Source organism: Corallococcus sp. AS-1-12 (assembly GCF_020036995.1).
Lineage (GTDB): Bacteria > Myxococcota > Myxococcia > Myxococcales > Myxococcaceae > Corallococcus.
The window spans coordinates 19,976-41,609 of the sequence record NZ_JAIQDD010000035.1 but is presented as its reverse complement, the minus strand read 5'-3'; the positions used below and the strand labels follow the sequence as shown (position 1 = coordinate 41,609).

21 protein-coding genes are annotated in these 21,634 nt (G+C 71.0%); 18 read left to right on the top strand and 3 right to left on the bottom strand.

Features of this window, described 5'->3' with window-relative positions:
• Window positions 1–14: 14 nt before the first annotated feature.
• The 9 genes from K8556_RS34530 to K8556_RS34490 all read left to right on the top strand — a co-directional run bounded on the left by K8556_RS34530 (window position 15) and on the right by K8556_RS34490 (window position 7,870).
• Complete coding sequence (locus tag K8556_RS34530) at window positions 15–1,730, top strand: protein kinase (RefSeq protein WP_223744368.1); 1,716 nt, start codon at window positions 15–17, stop codon at window positions 1,728–1,730.
• Between the two features lie 224 nt (window positions 1,731–1,954).
• Window positions 1,955–2,107 (top strand): 50S ribosomal protein L34, encoded by a 153-nt coding sequence (gene rpmH, locus K8556_RS34525; RefSeq protein ID WP_014400872.1) that lies wholly within the window; start codon window positions 1,955–1,957, stop codon window positions 2,105–2,107.
• 15 nt (window positions 2,108–2,122) lie between these two features.
• A complete protein-coding gene (gene rnpA / locus K8556_RS34520; protein WP_120548166.1) occupies window positions 2,123–2,545 on the top strand; it encodes a ribonuclease P protein component in 423 nt (140 codons plus the stop codon).
• Window positions 2,542–2,760 (top strand): membrane protein insertion efficiency factor YidD, encoded by a 219-nt coding sequence (gene yidD, locus K8556_RS34515; RefSeq protein WP_014400870.1) that lies wholly within the window; start codon window positions 2,542–2,544, stop codon window positions 2,758–2,760. The genes rnpA and yidD overlap by 4 nt, the downstream gene beginning before the upstream one ends.
• Before the next feature lie 52 nt (window positions 2,761–2,812).
• Window positions 2,813–4,636: a membrane protein insertase YidC gene (gene yidC / locus K8556_RS34510; protein ID WP_223744367.1), complete on the top strand. Its 1,824-nt coding sequence runs from the start codon at window positions 2,813–2,815 to the stop codon at window positions 4,634–4,636.
• Window positions 4,633–5,421 carry a hypothetical protein gene (locus K8556_RS34505; protein WP_223744366.1) on the top strand — a complete coding sequence of 263 codons (789 nt, stop codon included), beginning with the start codon at window positions 4,633–4,635 and terminating at the stop codon, window positions 5,419–5,421. Before yidC ends, K8556_RS34505 begins: the two co-directional genes overlap by 4 nt.
• A 46-nt stretch (window positions 5,422–5,467) precedes the next feature.
• Window positions 5,468–5,695: a hypothetical protein gene (locus K8556_RS34500; protein WP_014400867.1), complete on the top strand. Its 228-nt coding sequence runs from the start codon at window positions 5,468–5,470 to the stop codon at window positions 5,693–5,695.
• 55 nt (window positions 5,696–5,750) lie between these two features.
• Complete coding sequence (locus K8556_RS34495) at window positions 5,751–7,184, top strand: tRNA modification GTPase (protein ID WP_223744365.1); 1,434 nt, start codon at window positions 5,751–5,753, stop codon at window positions 7,182–7,184.
• 77 nt (window positions 7,185–7,261) lie between these two features.
• A complete protein-coding gene (locus K8556_RS34490) occupies window positions 7,262–7,870 on the top strand; it encodes a Uma2 family endonuclease (protein WP_223744364.1) in 609 nt (202 codons plus the stop codon).
• A gap of 11 nt (window positions 7,871–7,881) precedes the next feature.
• Here the strand turns inward: K8556_RS34490 and K8556_RS39585 are convergent, their stop codons facing one another.
• Window positions 7,882–8,892, bottom strand: a complete 1,011-nt coding sequence (locus tag K8556_RS39585) for a hypothetical protein (protein WP_304504028.1) — start codon at window positions 8,890–8,892, stop codon at window positions 7,882–7,884.
• Between the two features lie 326 nt (window positions 8,893–9,218).
• On the opposite strand from K8556_RS39585, the gene K8556_RS34480 reads away from it, so the two are divergent.
• Window positions 9,219–9,782: a cysteine dioxygenase family protein gene (locus K8556_RS34480; protein ID WP_223744363.1), complete on the top strand. Its 564-nt coding sequence runs from the start codon at window positions 9,219–9,221 to the stop codon at window positions 9,780–9,782.
• A gap of 2 nt (window positions 9,783–9,784) precedes the next feature.
• On the opposite strand, the gene sppA is transcribed toward K8556_RS34480, so the two are convergent.
• A complete protein-coding gene (gene sppA, locus K8556_RS34475) occupies window positions 9,785–11,581 on the bottom strand; it encodes a signal peptide peptidase SppA (RefSeq protein ID WP_223744362.1) in 1,797 nt (598 codons plus the stop codon).
• 240 nt (window positions 11,582–11,821) lie between these two features.
• Between sppA and K8556_RS34470 the strand changes: the two genes are divergently transcribed.
• Window positions 11,822–12,808 (top strand): aldo/keto reductase, encoded by a 987-nt coding sequence (locus K8556_RS34470; protein ID WP_223744361.1) that lies wholly within the window; start codon window positions 11,822–11,824, stop codon window positions 12,806–12,808.
• A gap of 21 nt (window positions 12,809–12,829) precedes the next feature.
• Here K8556_RS34470 and K8556_RS34465 read toward each other — a convergent pair whose 3' ends face one another.
• Window positions 12,830–13,219: a hypothetical protein gene (locus K8556_RS34465; protein ID WP_223744360.1), complete on the bottom strand. Its 390-nt coding sequence runs from the start codon at window positions 13,217–13,219 to the stop codon at window positions 12,830–12,832.
• Between the two features lie 230 nt (window positions 13,220–13,449).
• Here K8556_RS34465 and K8556_RS34460 point away from each other — a divergent pair, with 230 nt between their 5' ends.
• The 7 genes from K8556_RS34460 to mnmG all read left to right on the top strand — a co-directional run bounded on the left by K8556_RS34460 (window position 13,450) and on the right by mnmG (window position 21,603).
• The gene (locus K8556_RS34460) at window positions 13,450–16,269 is read left to right on the top strand and encodes a pitrilysin family protein (protein WP_223744359.1); all 2,820 of its coding nucleotides are present in this window, start codon (window positions 13,450–13,452) and stop codon (window positions 16,267–16,269) included.
• 42 nt (window positions 16,270–16,311) lie between these two features.
• Window positions 16,312–16,773, top strand: coding sequence for a macro domain-containing protein (locus K8556_RS34455; protein ID WP_223744358.1), 462 nt, complete (start codon window positions 16,312–16,314; stop codon window positions 16,771–16,773).
• 64 nt (window positions 16,774–16,837) lie between these two features.
• Entirely contained in the window at window positions 16,838–17,383 is a 546-nt protein-coding gene (locus tag K8556_RS34450) for a winged helix-turn-helix domain-containing protein (protein WP_223744357.1), read from the top strand.
• The gene (locus K8556_RS34445) at window positions 17,347–17,877 is read left to right on the top strand and encodes a transposase (RefSeq protein WP_370640013.1); all 531 of its coding nucleotides are present in this window, start codon (window positions 17,347–17,349) and stop codon (window positions 17,875–17,877) included. The genes K8556_RS34450 and K8556_RS34445 overlap by 37 nt, the downstream gene beginning before the upstream one ends.
• Window positions 17,878–17,924: 47 nt before the next feature.
• The gene (locus tag K8556_RS34440; RefSeq protein ID WP_223744356.1) at window positions 17,925–18,599 is read left to right on the top strand and encodes a glutathione S-transferase family protein; all 675 of its coding nucleotides are present in this window, start codon (window positions 17,925–17,927) and stop codon (window positions 18,597–18,599) included.
• Window positions 18,600–18,721: 122 nt separating this feature from the next.
• On the top strand, window positions 18,722–19,279 hold the full coding sequence (locus K8556_RS34435) for a hypothetical protein (protein WP_223744355.1): 558 nt from the start codon (window positions 18,722–18,724) through the stop codon (window positions 19,277–19,279).
• 482 nt (window positions 19,280–19,761) lie between these two features.
• On the top strand, window positions 19,762–21,603 hold the full coding sequence (gene mnmG, locus K8556_RS34430) for a tRNA uridine-5-carboxymethylaminomethyl(34) synthesis enzyme MnmG (RefSeq protein WP_223744354.1): 1,842 nt from the start codon (window positions 19,762–19,764) through the stop codon (window positions 21,601–21,603).
• Window positions 21,604–21,634 lie beyond the last annotated feature (31 nt).

The following is a 21,634-nucleotide window of genomic DNA, read 5'->3' as shown; positions in this document are numbered from 1 at the left end:
ACGAGAAGAGGACCATGACGACGTCACCCGTGCATCCCGACCACCTCTCCCCCGGAAACCAGGTGGGGCCCTGGAAGATTCTCGAGCTGCTGGGCGGAGGAGGTGGGGGCCGCCTCTTCAAGGTGGAGCGAGAGGAGCAGCCTGGTCAGCCCTTCACTCTGAAGGTGGCACTACGGCCCGCGGGCAAGCATGAGCAGGAGGAAGAGGACGCGGATGGTCGCGTTTCGCGTGAGGCCGCCATCCACATGGCCTACGACACCGGGCTGAAAGTCCATGCCTTGGACCACTGGCTGGGACCGTCCGGCTACCTCTACTTCGTAACGGACTACGTAGAGGGGGAGACCTTCACCGAGTGGTGTTGGCGGGTGAAGCCCACCGCCGCGCGGCTGCTGGAGGTCTTCACCGAAGTGGTACGGCTTGTCGACAGACTGCACCGGCGCCAGTTGTGGCACCGGGACTTGAAGGGGGCCAACATCCTCATCCGCAAGGAGGATGGGCAGCCGGTCCTCATCGATTTTGGCGTGGCTCGGCAGCCGGGCATGGCCACCCTGACGGTGGGCGTGCCCCCAACATCGCCGCACCTCCTCCCTCCCGAGTCCTTGGCCTTCCTGGCTGAGGGCTCTTGGGAAGAGGGAGCCGCCTTCGAACCTGGCCCCGCAGGCGACCTCTACGCCTTGGGGACGCTGCTCTTCGAGGCACTCACCGATGGCTACGCCTTCGACCCGAAGTTGCCCTACGACCAGCTCGTCCTTGCCATCGCGACGAAGGTTCCCTCCGCCCCCTACGTTCTCAACCCGAGGGTGCCGCGAGCGCTGAGCGACATCACCATGCGGCTGCTCGCGAAGCGTCCCGAGGATAGGTACGCCGACGCTGAGGCCCTTCTGCAGGCCCTGTGGGACGCAGCGAAGGAGAAGAGGAAGCCGGAGTGGCAGATCTCCCTGGAGCAGCCATTGCCAGAAGAGGTGGATGCTTCGGAGGCGTCGGTCAAGAGTGATGCGAAGCGCTTAGAGGACCCGCTCGCTGCCGAAGAAGATGAACCGGAGCCCGACGCCCAATCCAGTGCCGCGGCTCCAACTCCAGGGCGGACCCGCAGGCGCGCAGTGGCATGGGCGCTGTGTGGCGCGCTGCCGGTTTTTCTGGCCCTGTGGCTAGCGCTCAGCATGCTCGCGCCCCCATCTGAGAAAGGAAGCTCGCTCGTGCCCTCCTCCTCCATCGTCTCCGCCCTCCGGCGATTTCCCCTGCCACGGCACGCTGCTGCGTTGGTGTGTGCCACAGCCGGGCTTGCCTGCCCGAGTGTGCCCACTCGGCCTGAAGCTGACGTGCGCTGCCCCGAGGCTTCGACGCAGGCCATGTTTCAGCGCCTCAAGCTCCGCAAGGAGCTCAAGGCCGTCATCGATATCAATCAGCCCGGAGATCAGAGCCAGCTTGGCACCTACCAGGATGGCCCCGTTGTTGGGCGCATCGTTGGGTACGCCTGGGCTGATCCTGCGTTGCCCGACGGCACGCTGCTGTACGGACGGCTGTGGACAGGCCCGGGCATCTACGAGGGTGACAAGGAAGCCGTCATCGCCCGGTACACCGAGGCACGCCTACCGGACGGGAGCACCTATCCCGTCTGCATCGTTTTGGGTGGTCCCGATGGCCGCGTTCCAAAGCAACCGGGTTCCAAGGCTGGAGCAACCGTACTGCCGAGGGAACTCCCGGCAGCCGCCGTCTGGACCTGGCCCTGAGCACGTCGGCCCGAGGGAGACTCGCAACGGCCAGCCGCCACCCGTTCCTTGCCCCCTGCTCCCTTTTCCTACATGATCGCCCGGTCCCCCCGGCGCAGGGCTGCACGGTCGGCGCAGGTGATCCTTGATTGACTTGTCCAGGAAATAGGGTTACGGACGCCCCCTTTCCAATGTACGGGTCGCGCCGTTGATTCAGGCGCTGCCTTCAGCTCTCAGGAGTCGTTGTGTCCAAGCGCACGTACCAGCCGTCGAAGATCCGGCGCAACCGCGCCCACGGGTTCCGTAAGCGGAACGCCACCAAGTCCGGCCGGGATGTCCTCAAGCGCCGCCGCGCGAAGGGCCGTAAGCGCCTGGTGGTGTCGTCGTTCAAGAAGTAACTGGACGCACGGACGATGGCCGAGGGAGCGGCGCCGCGGGTGCCTCAGGCAACCGACGAGCGCTTCCCCAAGGCCCTTCGCCTGCTCCAGCGCCGTGAGTTCCTCGAAGTCCAGGAGGGCGGTCAGAAGGTTCCGTCCGACTGCCTCCTGGCCCTCGTTCAACGCAACAACCGGGCGCACTCCCGCGTAGGGCTCACCGTCTCCAGCAAGGTGGGCAACGCGGTGGTGCGCGCGCGCCTGCGCAGAGTGCTCCGCGAGCTGTTCCGCAAGCACCGCGGGCAATGGCCCCCTGGTCTCGACGTAGTCCTGGTCGTCCGCTCCTCGGCGAAGGAGGCCTCCTTCGCGCAAGTTTCCCGTGCGTTCGACGGCGTCACCCGTAAGCTGCAACGGCTCTTTCCAGCACCCCGCGTGCCGCCTAAAGAGCCTGCCGCCCCATGAGTCCACTCGCCTTCGTCATCGCCCTGCCCATCCGCTTCTACCGGCGGTTCCTGGGGCCGCTGCTGCCGAAGGCGTGCAGGTTCCACCCCTCGTGCTCCACCTACGCCATGCAGGCGCTGGAGAAGCACGGCGGTTTGAAGGGCAGCGCCCTCACCGTCTGGCGCCTGCTGCGCTGCCAGCCATTCCACCCCGGTGGATTCGATCCCGTCCCCTGACGGGTTGCTTCCGCCCGCCCTCCGGCGACGTGCCGCCGGCACAGGGAAATCCATGACGAACGACCCGCTGTCGCCCCAGTCCAACGATTCACAGAAGCGGCTGCTCCTGGCGCTCGCCCTCTCCTTCGCGGCCACCGCCGCCTACACCTTCTTCTTCGCCCCCAAGGGTCCCCCCCCGGGCGCGGAAGGCGCGGATGCGGGCGTGGAAATCGCCGCGACGGCCGACGCCGGCACCCCGGGCATGGCCGCCGTGCCGCCGCCGGGCGTCACCGGCGAGGACGCGGGTACCCCCGCGGAGGCCCCGCCCCCGCCGGCGCGCACCGTGGAGTTCGCCCGCCCGGAGGTGAAGTACACCTTCTCCTCCGAAGGCGCCGGCCTCACCTCCGCCGTGCTCCAGGGCACGAAGATGCGCGAGCAGCAGTCGCTCACCGTCAAGGAGGGCTTCGAGAAGCTCTTCGGCAAGGACATCCCCCCGCCGCCGCAGATGAACGTGGCGCACCCGGTGCCCGGCCAGCCGCTGCCGCTCGCGGTGACGATTGAAGGCAGCGCGCCGCTGGCCGCGAACACCCGCTACGCCGTGCAGGAGGGCCCCACCGACAACGGCGGCAGCGTGGCCTTCACCGGCCGCCAGGGCCCGTGGGAGATCACGAAGACGATTCTGTGGCCGCGCGACGGCTTCGAGTTCACCTACACCCTCCAGGTGCGCAACACCTCCGCGCAGGCGCAGTCGGGTGAGCTCAAGGTGCACTACGGCCGCGCCATCGACCCGGAGTTCGAGCACGCGCCGTCCTTCTTCGGCGGCGTGGGCAACCTGAGCCGCTCCGCGTGCTGGGTGGAGGACAAGCTCCACAACCTGTCCCCGGGTGACAAGCCCCCCGAGGAGACGAAGGGCCCCATCGCCTTCTTCGGCATCAACCAGCAGTACTTCCTGTCCGCGCTCTACCCGCTGGACGGCGCGCTCAACGGCCACTGCACGCTGACCGCCACGCCCACCGCGCGCGAGGTGTCCGCGGGCTTCCCGCTCAACGTGGGCCCCGGCCAGGTGGCCACGTTCCGCTTCGGCGGCTACCTGGGCCCCAAGGACCCGGACCTGCTGCGCCCGGTGCCCGGCGCGGAGCTGCGCTCGGTGGCCGGCCTGAACGCCACGACGTTCCACCCCATGCTGGAGGACACGGTCGACTTCGGCATCTGGGCGGTGGTCTGCAAGATCCTCCTGGCCGTCATGAAGTTCTTCCACGGCATCGTGGGGAACTGGGGCGTCGCCATCATCCTGCTCACCGTGGTGGTGAAGCTGGTGCTGCTGCCGCTCACCTACCGCTCCATGGTCAGCATGGAGGCGGTGAAGGTGCTCCAGCCGAAGATGGAGGAGATCCGCAAGAAGTTCGCGGACGACAAGGAGCGCCAGAACCTGGAGATCATGAAGCTGTACCAGGAGGCGAAGGTGAACCCCCTGGGCGGCTGCCTGCCGCTGCTCATCCAGATGCCGGTGTGGATCGCCCTGTTCACGTCGCTGCGCAACAGCTTCGAAATCTACGGTGAGCCCTTCATCGGGCCCATCTGGCGCGACCTCACCTACAAGGACCCGACGTACATCCTGCCGCTGGCGCTGGGCGTGTCGATGATCATCACGCAGAAGATGCAGCCGCAGATGATGGACGCGGCGCAGGCGCGGATGATGACCTGGGTGATGCCCATCATCTTCACCTTCACGCTGCTCCAGTACCCGGCGGGCCTGTCGCTCTACATCTTCACGAACAACGTGCTCTCCATTGGCCAGCAGTGGGGCCTGCGCAAGTGGCTGGACCGCAACAAGAAGAACCAGACGGGCGGCGGGACGCCGGCGGTGGTCACCGCCGGGGGAGGCAAACGCAAGTGAGCGGGGCACAGGTGGTGGGGGGCGGCGCGGACTTCCGCCCCCGGGTGGAGAAGCTGCTCACGGACATCCTCGGGCTGATGGGGTTCCCGGCGCGGCTGGACCTGCAGGACGCCACCGACGGCAGCCTGTCCGTGGCGCTCCACTTCGAGTCCGGCGCGCCTCCGGGCGTGGAGCCGGGCAAGCGCAGCCAGGTGCTGGATTCGCTCCAGTTCCTGCTCAACAAGATGCTCCACCGCCCCGGCGTGGAGCGCCGCTGGGTGATGCTGGGCGCGGGCGCGCACCCGGAGCCCCGGCCGCGCCGTGACGCGGCGGCGCAGCAGCCGGCCGCCTCCGCGCCGGTCGCGTCCGCGGCGCAGGCGGCGGCCTCCGCTCCCGCGCAGCAGCCGGCCCGGGCCGCGGCGCCCGCTCCGGCCGCGCAGCCGCGCAACGCCCGGGGTGGGCAGCCGGCGCAGCAGGCCGCGAAGCCCGCGCAGGCCCAGGGCCCCGCGAAGAGCGCGGAGGCGGACGAGCGCACGCTGCAGGTCGAGGAGGATCCGGTGTTCCGGGAGGCCGTCCGCAAGCTCGCGGAGAAGTCCGCCAGCCTGGGGCGCTTCTATGCGTTCGCCGCGATGAAGACTGAGGACCGCGCGCGCGTCCTGAAGGCAGTAGAAGGAGTGGGTGGAGTGAAGGTGGCGGCGGAAGGCGAAGGCCGCAACCGACGCATGGTGTTCACCCCGGCGAAGCCCGCCCCGATGCCCAAGCGGAGCCTGCTGCCGGACGACGACGAGGACGACGTCGACGCCTGAGCGGGTGCGCCCGGCTCGGGGCCGCCGGCGGGCGCGAGAGGAGCGAATGGGTAAGGCGAAGGGTTTGAAGGACAAGCTGTACGGCGCGGCGGTGCTGAAGATGAGCTTCCGCCTGCGAGGGGACGAGGAGTCCCCGGCGTTCCGCTTTGTCTACCCGGGCGTGCTGCGCGACCTGGAGGTCGACGACGCCGAGGTGGAGAAGTACATCGAGGAGCACCGCGACGATGTGGAGCGCGCCGCTCGCGGCTCCACGCCGCCGCAGGGCGTCCGGTAGGTGCTGGGGGCGGGCGTCCTGCCCGCCCGTTCCGCTGGGGGTCCCCTGCCCCGCCATGACGGCTGACTCCGCCACCATCGTCGCCCTGGCCACCGCGCCCGCCGCGGGGGCGGTGGGCATCCTCCGGGTGTCCGGGCCGGCCGCGCTGGAGGTGGGGCGGAGGCTCGCGCCGGGGGTCCCCGCGTCTCCCACGCCGCGCCATGCGTACCTGGCGTCGTTCGTGGACGCCGGGGGCGCGGTGCTGGACGAGGGGCTGTTCCTCTACTTCCAGGCGCCCCGGTCGTTCACCGGCGAGGACGTGGTGGAGCTCCAGGCGCATGGCAGCCCGCGCCTCTTGCGGCTGCTGCTGGCGCGGGCGCTGGAGGACGAGCGGGTGCGGCCGGCGCTTCCCGGTGAGTTCACCCGGCGCGCGTTCCTGAATGGCCGCATCGACCTGACCCGCGCGGAGGCGGTCGCGGACCTGGTGGCCGCGGATTCGGAGGCCGCCGTGCGCGCCGCCGCGGCCGGGCTGTCCGGCGCGCTGGCCGAGCGGATCCGCGCGCTGGAGACGCCGCTGCGCGAGCTGCACGCGGACCTGGAGGGCGTCCTCAACTTCCCCGACGAGGCGGAGGGCGCGGACGCGGAGGCCGGGCCTCGTGTCGCCGCGCTGCGCGCCGCCGCGGAGGCGCTGCGCGCGGAGGTGGGCCGTGGCCGGCTGGTGCGCCAGGGCGCGCGCGTGGCGCTGTACGGGCCGGTGAACGCGGGCAAGTCCACGCTGTTCAACCGGCTGGTGGGCGAGGCCCGCGCGCTGGTGGATGACGAGCCCGGCACCACCCGCGACGCGCTGGAGGCCCGCGTCGAGTGGGACGGCCTGGGCGTGACCCTCTACGACACCGCCGGCCTGCGCGAGGCGCCCGGCCGCGTGGAGGCCCTGGGCATCGCGCGCACGCGGGAGCTGCTCGCGGCCGTGGACCTGGCCGTGCTGGTGCTGCCGCCGGGGACGTCGCGCGAAGAGGCCGCGTCGTGGACGCGCGAGGCCGGCGCCACGCCCGTGCTCGTCGTCACCGGCAAGTGCGACGTGACGCCGGGGGCTCGGGAGGAACAGGGCTCGCCCCAGGACAGCGCGGGCGCGGACCGTTTCGTGTCCACGCCTTCTGACGATGCGGCGCGCGATGACGCGGCGTCCACGGACCTGCCCTCCCCTGCCCCGGCGCGCGTCAGCGGCCTCACGGGCGAAGGCGTGGAGGCGCTCCGGACCTCCGTGCTCACGCGGCTGTGGGGCGGTGGCACTCCCTCCGCGGTGGCGCTCGTCTCCGAGCGTCACGCGGACGCCCTGCGTCGCACCGCCGAGGCGCTGGGCCGCGCCGAAGCGGCGTCACGCGTGTCCACCCTGGAGGTCCTCTCCGGTGAGGTGGGGCTCGCCCTGGAGGCCCTGGGCGAAGTGTCCGGAACGAGCGTCTCCGAAGCACTCCTGGACACCCTCTTCCAGCGCTTCTGCATCGGGAAATAGCGCCGTCCCGGGCGGCGGTCCGCATGTCAGACCCCTCCCTAGAATGCCTCGCGTTCACCGGCGCTCCCCGAGGATTCATGACGGCACTCCAGCACCTTCAACCCACCTCCCACTCCCTGCTCTCGGCGCTGCCGTCGGGCTGGGTGGGGGAAATCCTCGATGGCGAGCTGGTGGCCTCGCCCCGCCTCTCCGTGGCGCCCGCTCGCGCGGCCTTCATGATGGGCGTGGAGCTGGGAGAGCGGTTGGATCCGCGCCGTGGCGGCAACGGCCGCTGGTGCTTCCTGCGCGCGCCGGAGCTGCACCTGGGCGAGGACATCCTCGTGCCCGACCTGGCCGCCTGGCGCCGTGAGCGCGTGGCCGCCCCGCTGGAGCCCGGCGCCGCCTTCTTCACCCTGGTGCCGGATTGGGTCTGCGAAGTGCTGACCCCCGCCACCACCGCGCTGGACCGGGCCCGCAAGCTGCCCCTGTACGCGCGGGCCGGCGTGTCCTACGTCTGGCTGGTGGACCCCGTCGCGCGCACGCTGGAGGTCTACCAGCGGCTCAAGCGCGGCTGGCTCCTCACCGCGAGCCACGAGGACGACGCCCTGGTGCGCGCCGAGCCCTTCCCGTCCGTCCCCCTGGAGCTGGGCGCGCTGTGGCTCCCCGACGCGCCGGAGGAGCTGCCCCGGCTGGTCGCGGTGCCCTGACGCCGCGGACTTCAGCTCGCGTGCTTGAGGCGCGCTTCCCCGGAGGCGCGCGCCAGCCGCCGCACGGAGCGCAGCAGCAGGTCCGGATCCACCGGCGCCGCCACGAAGCCCCGCGCATGCACGGCCTGCGCGCGGGGCAGGTCCCGCTCCGGCGCCTTGCCCGCCACCAGCACCTGCGCGCGCAGCCGCTGCGCCAGCACCTCCATCGCGGGCAGCGGCGCCACCACCACCTGCGCCTCGGTCGCGGCGCACACGTCGCCCGTGCTCGCCACCTTCACCGTGAAGCCCGCCTCGCTCAGCACCCGCACCAGGCCCGCCGCCGCGTCCGCGCCCCAGCCGTACACGAGCACCTGCTCGCGCACCGTCACGCGCGTCTCCGGCGCGGGCGCCCAGACGGGCTCCAGGGGCGCCAGCATGGGCAGCTCCGCGGTGTCCGCCCGCCGCGCGGGTTCGCGGACGGGCTCCGGCGCCGGCATGTCCGTCAGCTCCGCCAGGGACGTGCCCACCACCAGGGGCATGGACTCCTCCCACTCCGGCAGGGTGAAGCACTCCATCCCGGGGCGGCGCCGCGGCGTCGCCGGCTCACCCCGGTACAGCCGCCCGAGGGCCCTCCCCAGCGCCGCGTCCGTGGCCAGCCGGGGCACCACCCGCGCCTTGCCGGACACGCTCTTCACCACGTCCAGCGTGGCCAGGCTCGCGGGCGCGGCCAGGGCCACCACCAGCACCTCCCGCGTCCCCTGCCCTTCCAGCCGCAGCGGCACCACGCGGTGGGCCTCCGCCACCTTGCCCGGAATCAGCCTGGCGAGCGACGCGTCCAGCGGCTCGGCGTCCAGGTCCACCGCCTCCACGCCGGACTGGGCCGCCAGCGCGGACAGCACCGCCTCCGCCGTGCAGAAGCGCTGGTCCACCACCACCTGGCCCAACGCCACGCCCCACTTGCGCTGGTACGCCAGCGCCGACTGCAACTGCAATGCATCCACCACACCCCGCGCGAGCAGGATGTCCCCCAGACGCTTCTTCATTGCGCGTTCTCCTCCGGCCCCCCTCCGTGCTCCGGCCGGGACGACCTGCCCACCATGCCCTCCCCTTTATGCTGGGAGGGTGTAAAATTACAGCGAAACCAGAGGAAAAGGGGTGTGGACGGGCACCGGATTCCCAGGTTGGCGGGGAAATCGGTATGCTGGCCCCTTCGTCCCGGCGGCTCTCCGTCCTTCAACGCACCCCGCTCCGATCCTTGAGGGGGGGACGACAAAGCGGACGTTCATTGGCGGACCCGAGGGTGGCCGGATGTCGCAGACGTTCCTAGCCTGTACGCATGGCTGACGCGTGCCTGAGAGAATTCGTGCGGATGCTCCGCGCGCGCCGTGCCGCTCCCGGGGGACTCGCGGGGGTGGACGCGCGGATGGCGGGGCTGCGGCTGGAGCCCACCAGCCTCAAGCCCTACCTGCACTTCCTGCCGGGCCGCTACACGCGCAACCTCGTCCACCGCGACGAGGGAATGGAGGTCATCATCAACTGCTGGTCCCCGGGCGCGGTCTCGCCCATCCACGACCATGACGGTCAGGAGTGCTGGTTCAGCATCCAGCGCGGCGAGTTCCTCCTGGAGAACTACCCGCTGCTGGAGGGCGGAACGCAGCCCGGGCTGGCGCGGCTGGGCGCGCCGGAGCGCCTGGGGCCGGTGGGCGCCGGGCACGTGGACTTCCGCGACCCGGGCGCCTCCATCCACCGCGTGAGCATCGCCGGCAACGCCCCGGGCATCACGCTGCACGTCTACGCCGGCCCGGTGGCCCGCTGCCTGGTGTTCGACCCGCGCCGTCACCGCTGCGCGCCGCACGCCCTGGGCTACCACAGCATCTTCGGCCGGCCGGTGCGGCCCTCCGAGGGCCGCGTCCCCATGCCGCTGCACGTCTAGCGCTACCAGCGCACCTCCGGGAGCGGCGCGTACAGCGCGCGCCCCTCCGCGCCCTGCCCGGTGAGGCCCAGCTTCGCGCCCACGCGGTACACGGCCCGCACCTGCTCCATCACCTGGGACGACACGGCGGCCTGGCTCCCGGTGGCCTCGTCATCGCTGTTGTCCGCCTCGTGCTTGCCCAGCAGCTCCGACAGCACCTGGCCCGTGGGCCGGGGGCGCGGGAAGACGACGATGCGGACCGGGGCGTCCTTCTCCAGCTTCGCGGCCTCCCGGGCCAGCTCCAGCGCCTTCGGGTAGCCGCCGAGCGCGTCCACCAGCCCGCGCTCCAGCGCGTCCTCGCCCGTCCACACGCGCCCCTTCGCGACCGCCTGCAGCTTCTCCAGCGGCATGTTGCGCGCCTGGGCGGCGCGGCTGGTGAAGTCCAGGTAGATGGTGTCCAGCTCGGACTCCAACTGCGCGCGCTGCTCGGGGGTGAACTCCTGGTCGGAGCTGGCGAAGGTGGCGTTCTTCCCGAAGGCGATGGTGTCGAAGTTCACGCCCAGCTTCGCCCACAGCTCGGACGTGACGAACTTGCCGTTGTACACGCCGATGCTCCCCGTCAGCGTGCCCGGCTGGGCGACGATTTTGTCCCCGGCCATGGCCACGAAGTAGCCGCCGCTGGCCGCGTACGAGCCCATGGTGACGATGACGGGCTTGCCCGCCTCGCGCGCGCGCTGCACCTCCCGGCGGATGGTGTCGCTGGCGGAGTAGCTGCCGCCCGGGCTGTCCACGCGGAAGAGGATGGCCTTCACGGATGGGTCCTCCACCGCCTTGCGGAAGGCCGCCGCCACCGTGTCGCCGCCCATCACCTGGCCGCCGGAGAGCGGGTTGGACTGGCTCTTGCCGCGCAGCACCTCGCCCACGCCGTAGATGAGCGCGACGGTGGTGCCCGTCTGGTGCGGCCGGCCCGCGCGCTCCAGGTACTTGTCCACGTAGAGGAACTTCGCGCCCTCCCCGGCCTGCTGCTCCAGCTCGTCGTGGATTTCGTCGCGGTAGCGCAGCCCGTCCACCAGCTTCGCGTCCACGGCGGCCTGGCCCATGAAGGGCGCGCGGTCGATGAGGGCGCGCACCTCGTCCTCGGACAGCTTGCGGCCCTCCGCCACGCCCTTCACCACCTGGCGGAAGAGGCCGCCGCCGTAGGCCTCCGTGGCCTCGCGCTGGTGGGGGCCGTAGGACTCGTCGGTGAAGCTGTTGACGGCGTTCTTGTACTCGGCGCGCTTGCCGAACTCCGGCTTCACGCCCAGCTTCGCGAACGCGTCGCGCGCGAAGGGCGTCTCCATCACCAGGCCGGTGAGCCCCACGTCGCCGGAGGGCTGGATGTAGACGGAGTCGAAGGCGCTCGCGAGGTAGTAGGCGCCGGTGCCGTTGCCCGCCTCGCCGAAGCCATCCGCGTAGGCCACCGCCCGCTTGCCCGACGCGCGGAAGGCCTTCACCGCGTCCCGCAGCTCCTGCACCTGCGCGGAGCTGCCCGGCTGGCCAATGCGCACCACCAGCGACTTCACCCGGGGGTCCGTGGCCGCCTTCTCCAGGCCCTCCACCACGTCCCTCAGCGACGTGGGCTCCTCGCCGAAGGCGCCCGCCAGCGAGGTGTCCAGCGTGTACTCCGGCAGCGGGTGCTGCAGGTCCAGCTCCAGCACCAGGTTGGACGGCACGCCCGGCTTGCTGGAGGCCGCGAGCATCAACAGCCCCACCACACCCACCACGAAGAGGATGGACAGCGCTCCAATGAAGGCCAGCGCGCCAATGAAGAAGCGTTTCATCCGGAAGGACTCCTGGTGCCCGAGTACCCGAGGGGCATTCCCCCAGCTCCCGGCGGCCTACCATCAACGCACGCGTCCGACGATGCTTGCGTGCGCCGCGGTGATGGACGGCGGACGGGGAGCCAGGGCCCGCCCGTCCTGGTGGCCGGGGGCCGGGCCGGCGCCTGCCCCGTGCGAGGGCCGCCGCGGTGCACACCGTCCTTCTTGGAGCCAGGGGCGTCCGGCCCCGGGAGGCATGGGATGCGGAAGCGACGGTTGGGCAATTCCGACATGGACCTCACCGCGCTGGGGTTTGGCGCGTGGGCCATTGGAGGGGGCGGCTGGGCGTTCGCCTGGGGCGCGCAGGACGACGCGCGGTCCATTGAAGCCATCCAGCGCGCGCTGGATTCGGGCATCAACTGGATCGACACGGCGGCGGTGTATGGGTTGGGGCACTCCGAGGACGTGGTGGCCCGGGCGCTGAAGGGGCGGGACACGCGTCCGTATGTCTTCACCAAGTGCGGGATGGTCTGGGATGAGCAGGGCCAGGTCAGCCGCCGGTTGAAGGCGGACTCGGTGCGCAGGGAGTGCGAGGCGTCCCTGCGGCGGCTGAAGGTGGATGCCATTGATTTGTATCAGGTGCACTGGCCGGTGGAGTCCGGAGAAGAGATTGAAGAGGGGTGGACGGCGCTGGCGGAGCTGCAACGGCAGGGCAAGGTGCGCTGGCTGGGGGTGTCCAACTTCAATGTCTCGCAGTTGGAGCGGGTGCGGCGCATCGCCCCGGTGACGTCGTTGCAGCCGCCGTACTCGCTCATCCACCGGGACATCGAGGACGACCTGCTGCCCTACTGTCAGAAGCAGGGCATCGGGGTGATTGTGTATTCACCCATGGCGTCCGGGCTGCTGACCGGGGCGATGACGCGCGAGCGCATCCTGGCGATGCCGGATGACGACTGGCGCCGCGGCAGCGCGGACTTCCAGGAGCCGAAGCTGTCGCATCACCTGTCGCTGGTGGAGCGCATGCGTGAGGTGGGCGCGCGGCATGGGCGCTCTCCGGCGGAGGTGGCCCTCGCCTGGACGCTGCGGGATCCGGCCGTCACCGCGGCCATCGTGGGGGCGCGCAGCGCGAAGCAGGTGGATGGCTTCATCCACGCGGGAAGCTTCCGGCTGACGTCCGAGGAGGTCCGCGAGGTGGAGGAGGTCCTGGGCTCCGGCTCCGCGATGGCGCCCGGCGGCATCTACGCCTGAGTGACGGAGCGCATGGAGGGCTCAGCTCTCCCCTGGGCCATCCATGCGCTCTTCCAGGACGTCGATGCGCTTGCGGTCCGTGCTTTGGGCCTCCGCGAGCTGGTTCAGCATGCGGCCCGCCTGACCGAACATCTTCGTCTGGTGGAGTTTGATGCCATCCACCTCTTTCGCAAGCGTCGAGAGGTGCGTGACGAACTCCCCCATGTTGTCGCGGAATCCATCCACCTCCTGCGAGAAGGCGCGCACCTGATCCGCGAAGGCCCGGGTCTTCCTGTAGACGACCCGGCACTTCATGCGGAGCACCCGCAGCTCCTTCTGGGTCCGCGCGTACTGCTCCTTCGCCTCGTCCTGCATCTCGCGGAACTCGTGCAGCATCTGCAGCATCATGTCCCCGCCCATCGCCTTCGCCATTCCGTTCCCTCCCTGGTGACGCGCGAGTCTCCTACCAACCCATCCTGACATCGGATCCGCGCCAGGATACATGACGACCCGTGAGGTTGGAAGCGCGGGACAGGACCTGGGACGGTCCACGGGTGTCCCTGGGTGGACGCCTGCCCGGTGGGCCCGGGTTTCTTGGGATGGGAGGACCCGGTGGAGCGGTTAGAAGTCCCGTGCCCACTGCTTCGCACCCCGAGGACCGCATGACGCGTCGTACCCCGCTCGCCCTGCTGGCTGTCCTGCTCGTGGCGGCCCCGCCCGTGTGGGCCCGGGCCCCGGCTCCCCTCCCGAAGCCCGCTGCCTCCTCGAGCGCGCGTGCCCAGACGAAGCCGGCCGCCCCGGCCCCCGTCGCGAGCGTGGAGGGCATCACCGAATACCGCCTGCCCAATGGCCTGCGCGTCCTGCTCTTCCCGGACCCCACCAAGGCCACCGTCACCGTCAACATCACCTACCTGGTGGGCAGCAAGCACGAGGGCTACGGCGAGACGGGCATGGCGCACCTGCTCGAACACCTGATGTTCAAGGGCACGCCCACCACCCCCAACGTGCCCCAGGCCCTCACCGAGCGCGGCGCGCGCCCCAACGGCACCACCTGGCTGGACCGCACCAACTACTACGAGACCCTGCCCGCCTCGGACGACAACCTGGCCTGGGCGCTGTCCTTCGAGGCGGACCGCATGGTCCACAGCTTCATCGCGCGCAAGGACCTGGACAGCGAGATGACCGTGGTCCGCAACGAGTTCGAGTCCGGCGAGAACGACCCGCGCGGCATCCTCTTCAAGCGCACCATGAGCGCCGCGTACCGCTGGCACAACTACGGCAAGGCCACCATCGGCGCGAAGGCGGACCTGGAGAACGTGCCCATCGACCGGCTCCAGGCCTTCTACCGGCGCTACTACCGCCCCGACAACGCGACGCTCGTCATCGCCGGACGCTTCCAGCCGGAGAAGGCCCTGTCGCTCGTGCAGTCCACCTTCGGCAAGCTGGCCAGGCCCGCGGAGCCCGTGCCCCTCACGTACACCCAGGAGCCCACCCAGGACGGTGAGCGCGAGGTGACGCTGCGCCGCGTGGGTGACAACCAGCTCCTCTCCAGCGTCTACCACGTGCCCGAGGGCGCCCACCCCGACTTCGCCGCCATCGACGTGCTCACCCAGGTGCTGGGCGACGTGCCGTCCGGCCGCCTCTACAAGGCGCTCGTGGAGACGAAGAAGGCCTCGCGCGCGGGCGCGTTCAACTTCCAGTTGCGCGACCCGGGCGTCATCGGCTTCAGCGCGGAGGCCCGCCAGGATCAACCCCTGGCCCCCGTGCGCGAGGCGCTGATCCAGACCGTGGAGGAGGCCTCCCGCACGCCCTTCACCGACGAGGAGGTGAACCGCGCGAAGACGGCCCTCGCGAAGCAGACGGAGCTGTTGCTCAACAACTCCGAGCGCGCGGCCATCCTCCTGTCCGAGTGGGCCGCCGTGGGCGACTGGCGCCTGCTCTTCCTGCACCGCGACCGCATCGAGGCCGTCACGCCCGCGGACGTCACCCGCGTGGCCGCCGCGTACCTCAAGGGCTCCAACCGCACCCTGGGCACCTTCGTGCCCACGCCCAAGCCGGACCGCTCGGAGCTGCCGCCCCCGGTGGACGTGGCGAAGATGGTGGACGGCTACCAGGGCAAGGCCGCCGTCGCCCAGGGCGAGGCCTTCGACCCCTCCCCCGCCAACATCGAGTCGCGCGTGCAGCGCGGCGAGCTGGCCAACGGCGTGAAGTACGCGCTGCTCCCCAAGAAGACGCGCGGCGAGATGGTCAACCTGTCGCTGGACCTGCACTGGGGCACCGCGGAGGCCGTGAGCGGCAAGCTGCCCGCCGCCTCCTACGCCGGCGGCATGCTGATGCGCGGCACGAAGAAGCACACCCGCCAGCAGCTCTACGACGCGCTCGACAAGCTCAAGGCCCGCGTGGGCGTGGACGGCGGCGCGCTGGGCGCCAGCGTCTCCATCGAGTGCCCTCGCGCGAGCCTCCCGGAGGTCCTCAAGCTGGTGACGGAGGTGCTGCGCGAGCCCGCGTTCGACGCGAAGGAGTTCGCGCTGCTCAAGCAGGAGCGGCTGGCCTCGCTGGAGTCGCAGCGCAGCGAGCCGCAGCCCCAGGCCAGCATCGCGTTCTGGCGCGTGCTCAGCCCCCAGTACCCCAAGGGCCACCCGTACTACGTGCCCACCCTGGAGGAGCGCCTGGCCGACGCGAAGGCCGTCACGCTGGAGCAGGCGCGCGACTTCCACCGCCAGTTCTACGGCGCCTCGCGCGGGGAGCTCGCGGTGGTGGGTGACTTCGACGCGAAGGAGCTCCCCTCGCTGGTGAGCCCCCTGCTCGACGGCTGGAAGAGCCCGGCGCCCTACGCGCGCGTGCCCCGCACGTTCCAGGCCGTGGCCCCGAAGTCCGTCGTGCTGGAGACGCCGGACAAGGCCAACGCGTACTTCCTCGCCGGACAGTTGCTCCAGGTGCGCGACGACCACGCGGACTGGCCCGGCCTGATGATGGGCAACTTCATGCTGGGCGGGGGCTTCCTCAACTCGCGGCTGGCCACGCGCGTGCGTCAGCAGGACGGCCTGTCCTACGGCGTGGGCAGCAGCCTGTCCGCGCAGGAGCTGGACACCGTGGGCTGGTTCCTCACCTACGCCATCTACGCGCCGCAGAACGCCCAGAAGCTGGAGGCCGCCATGCGCGAGGAGGTCACCCGCGCCGTGCAGAAGGGCTTCACGCCGCAGGAGCTGGACAAGGCGCGCGCGGGCCTCCTGGAGTACCGCCAGTCCGCCCGGGCGCAGGACGGGAACCTGGCGCAGCAGTTGGCGGACGGCCTGTACCTGGGGCGCACGCTGAAGTTCGACGCGGACATCGAGGCGAAGCTCCAGAAGCTGACCGCCGACGACGTGCGCAAGGCCCTGGCCAACCACCTGGACTTCAGCAAGGCCACCCTCGTGCGCGCGGGTGACTTCGCGAACGCCTCCAAGCAGCCGGCGCCGGCCAAGGCGAACGCGGCGCCTTGAGGCCGTGTCTGTCATTGGGCATGGGCGCTAGAGTCCGCGCCCATGCCCGTGCAACTGGTGGAAGGCGACCTGCTGGACCAGCCCGTGGACGCCATCGTCAACGCGTGGAACCGGAACATCATCCCCTGGTGGCTGCTGTTGCCGCAGGGGGTGTCCGGGGCCATCAAGCGCCGCGGTGGCACGGCGCCCTTCCGCGAGGTCGCGCGCGTGGGGCCCATGCCCCTGGGCTCGGCGGTGGTGACCGGGCCGGGGCGCCTGCCCTTCAAGGGCATCATCCACGTCGCGGGCATCGACATGCTCTGGCGCGCGTCCGCGCGGTCCATCCAGGACTCGGTGCGGAACGCGCTGGCGCGGGCGCATGAGCACGGCTTCCGCTCCGTGGCGTTCCCCATCATCGGCGCGGGCTCCGGGAGCTTCGACGAGGACCGCGCGCTGGAGCTGATGCGCGAGGCCCTGGGGGATGCCCCTGCTTTCGACGTGCGCGTGGTGCGCTTCCGCCGTTAATCCCCTTCAGGGAAGTTACCGAAGGGTGAAGGGAGTTACGCCATGAGGAGGCAGGAGGCTTCTCATGGCGTGGCATCCGAGGAGGCTGACGACAGAGCAACTGGAGGAGCGCCGGTTGGAGGCGGCCCGGTTGCTGGAGAGTGGGCGCTACACGCAGGCGGAGGTCGCGCGCCAGATGGGCGTGAGCCCGAGTACCGCATGCGAGTGGGCTCGACGGCTTGAGGAGGCAGGAGTCGCCGGACTGAAGTCCCGAGCGCGAAGCGGGCGCCCCTCGAAGCTGACGGATGGGCAGTGGCTGGAGGTGAAGGGAGTGGTGGAAGCAGGAGCCAAGACGGCGGGCTTCACCACCGAAAGGTGGACATTGAAGCGAGTGGCCCAGGTCATCCAGCGTCGCTACGGCGTGCATTACCACCCCAACTACCTGGCGGAGCCACTGCACCGGCTGGGCTTGTCGGTGCAACGGCCCAAACCCAAAGCTCGCGAGCGAGACGAGGCGCTGGTGGAGGCGTGGCTGAAGCGGGACTGGCCACGCATTAAAAGGGGGCTGCGCGCCGAGGGGCAGTCATTGCCTGCGTGGACGAGACGGGTAGTACGTTTCGGGCCCGGCTAGGGACTACCTGGGCGCCCATAGGCCAGCCGCCTGAGCTGCGACGCGTCTCCATGAGACGTGAAGTGTCCAGCGTGGTGGCACTGGTGGCGCCCTACGGGCACAGAAAGGCCCGCCTCTATGCGCGGCATTTCGAGGGCAGCGTGCATAGCGCCCAGGTGGTGGCGGCCCTGCGTTACTTCCGCCGGAAGGTGGGCCACCCGCTGGTGGTGGTGTGGGACAGGCTGGGCGCCCATCGCTCAAACGAGGTGAAGCGCTTCGTCGAATCTCACGCCAGCGACTTCGTCCTGGAGTCGTTTCCCGCCTACTCGCCAGAGCTCAATCCCGAGGAGGGCTGCAACAGTCAGGTGAAGCGCTCCATGCTCAACTCCACGCCCGAGTCGACCGCGGAGCTACTGCGCCAGGTGCGCGCTGCATTTGGCCACCTCGGCCGCCATCATGCGGCCCTGCGTGGCTTCTTTGCCCACGCAGGGCTCTCCCTTCATGGACTTACCTGAAGGGGATTAGAGGGAGCGCACCTCTTGACTCGCGAAGCGAGGCGGACATGATCGACCTGTACACGTGGAACACGCCGAACGGACACAAGGTCTCCGTGGCGCTGGAGGAGCTGGGGCTGCCGTACACCGTGCACGCGCTGGACATCTCCACGGGCGTGCAGAAGCAGCCCGCGTTCCTGGCCATCAACCCCAACGGCCGCATCCCCGCCATCGTGGACCGCGCGGAGGGCGACTTCGCCGTCTTCGAGTCCGGCGCCATCCTGCTCTACCTGGCGGAGAAGACGGGCAAGCTGATGCCCACGGACGCGAAGGGCCGCTCCCAGGTCATCCAGTGGCTGATGTTCCAGATGGCCGGCGTGGGCCCCATGCAGGGGCAGGCCAACGTCTTCTTCCGCTACTTCCCGGAGAAGCTCCAGCCCGCCATCGACCGGTACCAGAACGAGACGCGCCGCCTGTACACGGTGCTGGAGAGCCGGCTGAAGGACCACGAGTACCTGGCCGGCGACTACAGCATCGCGGACATCGCGAACTGGGCGTGGGTGCGCATCCACGACTGGGCCGGCGTGTCCGTGGACGGGCTGCCGGGCGTGCAGCGGTGGCTGGCCGCCATCGAGCAGCGGCCCGCGGCGCAGCGCGGACTGAAGGTGCCCGCGCCCCGCGAGGAGAAGCCCAGGACCGAGGAAGAGGCCGTCCAGCACGTGCGCACCTTCCTCCAGCGCTGAGGCGCCCTCCCCTCCCCTGCCCTGCCCGTCGCATGGCCCCGAACCTCCGGACATCCGTCCCGGGCGTGCGCATGATGGGGCCGTGCATGGCTCCCGAGCCGGGAGCCCGGGGAGTGGATGACATGGAAGCGGTGCGGAGCCTGGGCCGGTGGGCCGGACTGTGTCTGGCGTTGGGACTGTGGGGCGCGTGCTCGCCGGGCGGCGGCGGCACCGTGCGCGCGTCGCGGGACAACGTGGCGCCGGATGGCTGCGCGCGGGCCACGTGCTCGCAGGCGATGGTGGCCTGTGGCCGGACGCCGGACGGGTGCGGCGGCTTCATCGACTGCGGCGACTGTCAGGCCGGCACGTGCACGGACGGCCGCTGCGTGGCGCCGCCCGTGCCCGCCGAGCCGAAGAAGGAGCCCACCGGTCCCATCAGCACCTGCTCCCCCGGGTGCAAACCCAACGAGTCCTGCGTGGATGGCCGCTGCGTCTGCCAGCGCGCGACGTGCGCCACGCTGGGGTTGAAGTGCGGCACCGCGGACGATGGCTGCGGCGGCGTGGTGCAGTGTGGCGCGTGCCAGCCGGCGTGCCGCCCGGATGAGATGGAGTGCTGCGGCGCGTGCATCCCCCGGTCCGACGGGCGCTGCCCGGAGAACGTGCACTGCCCCAGCCGGTCCAACCCCCTCCCCACCCGCTGACGCCGCGCGGCTCCCGGGCCCCCTCTGGAGCGGGGCCCGGAGCCCGGAATGTCAGACCCCCCCGCTATACCCTTCCCCGTCGCGCACACGGGAGGTCCGCCGGCCTCGCTGGTTCGAGTCCGAGAGCCCCCCATGCGCCCTCACCGCACGGGCAGCTTTCTGGCCCCCGTGTGTGCGACGCCATGTGAAGGCACGAGGTCCGGGGGACTCGTGCGGGCAGGTCCCATGGTTGCCATCGCCGTCGAAGGGCCAGAGACGCCACCGGTGTGTCAGGCGCGCCCTCGGCGGATCCACGATGACTGGTGCGCGCGAGGCGGGCGGCGTTGTTACCCCTCCCACTGCCCGCCTCGCGTGCTCCCGAACTCCGGGCCCTGTCTGTGTTGGGGCCACGGCCCGGGCCGGTGAGCGACCCGCCGGGGGGACGGTGTCCCCAGGGCCGGCTTGCCACGGACGCGCCGGGGCGTGATACCCCCCGGGACGCGATGGAACTCCGATACGACATCGTCGTGGTGGGGCTGGGCCACGCGGGCTGCGAGGCGGCGCTCGCGTGTGCTCGCATGGGCCTGTCCACCCTGGGCGTGACGCTCAAGCGCGAGCGCGCCGCCGTGATGAGCTGCAACCCCGCCGTGGGCGGCACCGCCAAGGGCCACCTGGTGCGCGAGCTGGATGCGCTCGGGGGCCAGATGGGCCGCGCGGCGGACCTCGCGGGCACGCACGTCAAAATCCTCAATCCCTCCAAGGGCCCCGCCGTGCAGGCCACCCGCGTCCTCTGCGACCGCGACGCCTACGCCGCCGGCATGCAGGCCGTGCTCTTCACCCAGCCCAACCTCACCGTGCGCGAGGGCGAAGTCGCCGCCGTCGTCGCGGAAGGGGGGAGGGTGAAGGGCGTGGTGCTGGGGGACGGCACGCAGGTGGTGGCCCGCGCGGTGCTCCTCACCACCGGCACCTTCCTGCGCGCGCTCATGCACGTGGGCGAGCAGAAGGAGGTCGGCGGCCGCCTGGGAGACGAAGCCGCGCGCGGCCTGTCGGAGTCGCTGCACGCGCTCGGCTTCACGCTGGGCCGCTTCAAGACGGGCACGCCCGCGCGCCTGTCCCGCGACAGCATCGACTGGGACGCCGTCACGCCACAGCCGGGTGACTCGGGTGTGCGGCCGTTCTCCTGGCGCACGCGGATGGAGCAGGGGATGCCGTTCCCACGTCAGCCTTCTGTGACGTGCGGCCTCACCGCGACGACGGAGGCGACGCACCGGCTCTTGCGCGACAACCTGCACCGCTCGCCGCTGTTCCAGGGGGACATCGTGGGGCGGGGGCCGCGGTACTGCCCGTCGCTGGAGGACAAGGTGGTGCGCTTCGCCGCGCGCGAGCGGCACCAGGTGTTCCTCGAACCGGAGGGGCCCACGTCGCCGCTCGTGTACCCGGCGGGCCTGTCCACCAGCATGCCCGCGGACGTGCAGGCGGAGTTCCTGCGCACCATCCCCGGCCTGTCCCGCGTGGAGGTGGTCCGCTACGGCTACGCGGTGGAGTACGACTACGCGCCGCCCACGCAACTGCACCCCACGCTGGAGACGAAGGCCGTCGCGGGCCTGTTCTTCGCGGGCCAGCTCAACGGCACCTCCGGCTACGAGGAGGCCGCCTTCCAGGGCCTGTGGGCCGGCATCCAGGCGGCGCTCCAGGTGAAGGGCGAACCGCCGCTCATCGTGGGCCGCGACGAGGCGCACGGCGCGGTGCTCGTGGATGACCTGGTGACGAAGGGCGTGGATGAGCCGTTCCGCATGTTCACCAGCCGCTCCGAACACCGGCTCCGCTTGCGCGAAGGCAACGCGGACCTGCGGCTCGCGCGGCACGGGCATCGCGTGGGGCTGCTGCCGAAGGAGGCACTGGAGCGCGCGGCGGCCCGGGCCCACGCGGTGACGGAGGAGGTGGCGCGGCTCAAGCGCGGCGGCCTGGCCCCGCGGCTCAAGCGCCCGGAGGTGACGTACGCGCACCTGGCGGACGGGCGCGAGGACTTCCCGGCGCTCCCCCCCGACGTCGTGGAGGAGGTGGAGGTGGAGGTGAAGTACGAGGGCTACATCGCCCAGGCCGCCCGGGCCGCGGCGCGCGAGGCGGAGGCGTCCGACCGCTGGCGCATCCCGGACACGTTCCGCTTCGCGGACGTGCGCGGGCTGGGGACGGAGGCGGTGGAGAAGCTGTCCACGCACCGGCCCGGAACGGTAGGACAGGCGCGTCGGATTCCGGGCCTGACCCCCGCCGCGGTGTCCCTGCTCCTGGTCGCGCTCAAGCGGGGGCAGGGGCCGTCAAGTGATCAGGAACAGGGCTGTGGATAACGTGTGGACATTTCTGGGGATGGATTTCCCC

Bases quoted from the DNA above. Each gene is read 5' to 3' on its own strand.
- K8556_RS34490 (WP_223744364.1), top strand. From the start codon at position 7,262: ATGACGGCACTCCAGCACCTTCAACCCACCTCCCACTCCCTGCTCTCG.
- mnmG (WP_223744354.1), top strand. From the start codon at position 19,762: ATGGAACTCCGATACGACATCGTCGTGGTGGGGCTGGGCCACGCGGGC.
- K8556_RS34460 (WP_223744359.1), top strand. From the start codon at position 13,450: ATGACGCGTCGTACCCCGCTCGCCCTGCTGGCTGTCCTGCTCGTGGCG.
- K8556_RS39585 (WP_304504028.1), bottom strand. From the start codon at position 8,892: ATGAAGAAGCGTCTGGGGGACATCCTGCTCGCGCGGGGTGTGGTGGAT.
- K8556_RS34465 (WP_223744360.1), bottom strand. From the start codon at position 13,219: ATGGCGAAGGCGATGGGCGGGGACATGATGCTGCAGATGCTGCACGAG.
- K8556_RS34495 (WP_223744365.1), top strand. From the start codon at position 5,751: ATGACGGCTGACTCCGCCACCATCGTCGCCCTGGCCACCGCGCCCGCC.
- K8556_RS34500 (WP_014400867.1), top strand. From the start codon at position 5,468: ATGGGTAAGGCGAAGGGTTTGAAGGACAAGCTGTACGGCGCGGCGGTG.
- K8556_RS34480 (WP_223744363.1), top strand. From the start codon at position 9,219: ATGCTCCGCGCGCGCCGTGCCGCTCCCGGGGGACTCGCGGGGGTGGAC.
- K8556_RS34440 (WP_223744356.1), top strand. From the start codon at position 17,925: ATGATCGACCTGTACACGTGGAACACGCCGAACGGACACAAGGTCTCC.
- K8556_RS34530 (WP_223744368.1), top strand. From the start codon at position 15: ATGACGACGTCACCCGTGCATCCCGACCACCTCTCCCCCGGAAACCAG.
- K8556_RS34470 (WP_223744361.1), top strand. From the start codon at position 11,822: ATGCGGAAGCGACGGTTGGGCAATTCCGACATGGACCTCACCGCGCTG.
- K8556_RS34455 (WP_223744358.1), top strand. From the start codon at position 16,312: ATGCCCGTGCAACTGGTGGAAGGCGACCTGCTGGACCAGCCCGTGGAC.
- yidD (WP_014400870.1), top strand. From the start codon at position 2,542: ATGAGTCCACTCGCCTTCGTCATCGCCCTGCCCATCCGCTTCTACCGG.
- K8556_RS34435 (WP_223744355.1), top strand. From the start codon at position 18,722: ATGGAAGCGGTGCGGAGCCTGGGCCGGTGGGCCGGACTGTGTCTGGCG.
- K8556_RS34450 (WP_223744357.1), top strand. From the start codon at position 16,838: ATGGCGTGGCATCCGAGGAGGCTGACGACAGAGCAACTGGAGGAGCGC.
- sppA (WP_223744362.1), bottom strand. From the start codon at position 11,581: ATGAAACGCTTCTTCATTGGCGCGCTGGCCTTCATTGGAGCGCTGTCC.
- rnpA (WP_120548166.1), top strand. From the start codon at position 2,123: ATGGCCGAGGGAGCGGCGCCGCGGGTGCCTCAGGCAACCGACGAGCGC.
- yidC (WP_223744367.1), top strand. From the start codon at position 2,813: ATGACGAACGACCCGCTGTCGCCCCAGTCCAACGATTCACAGAAGCGG.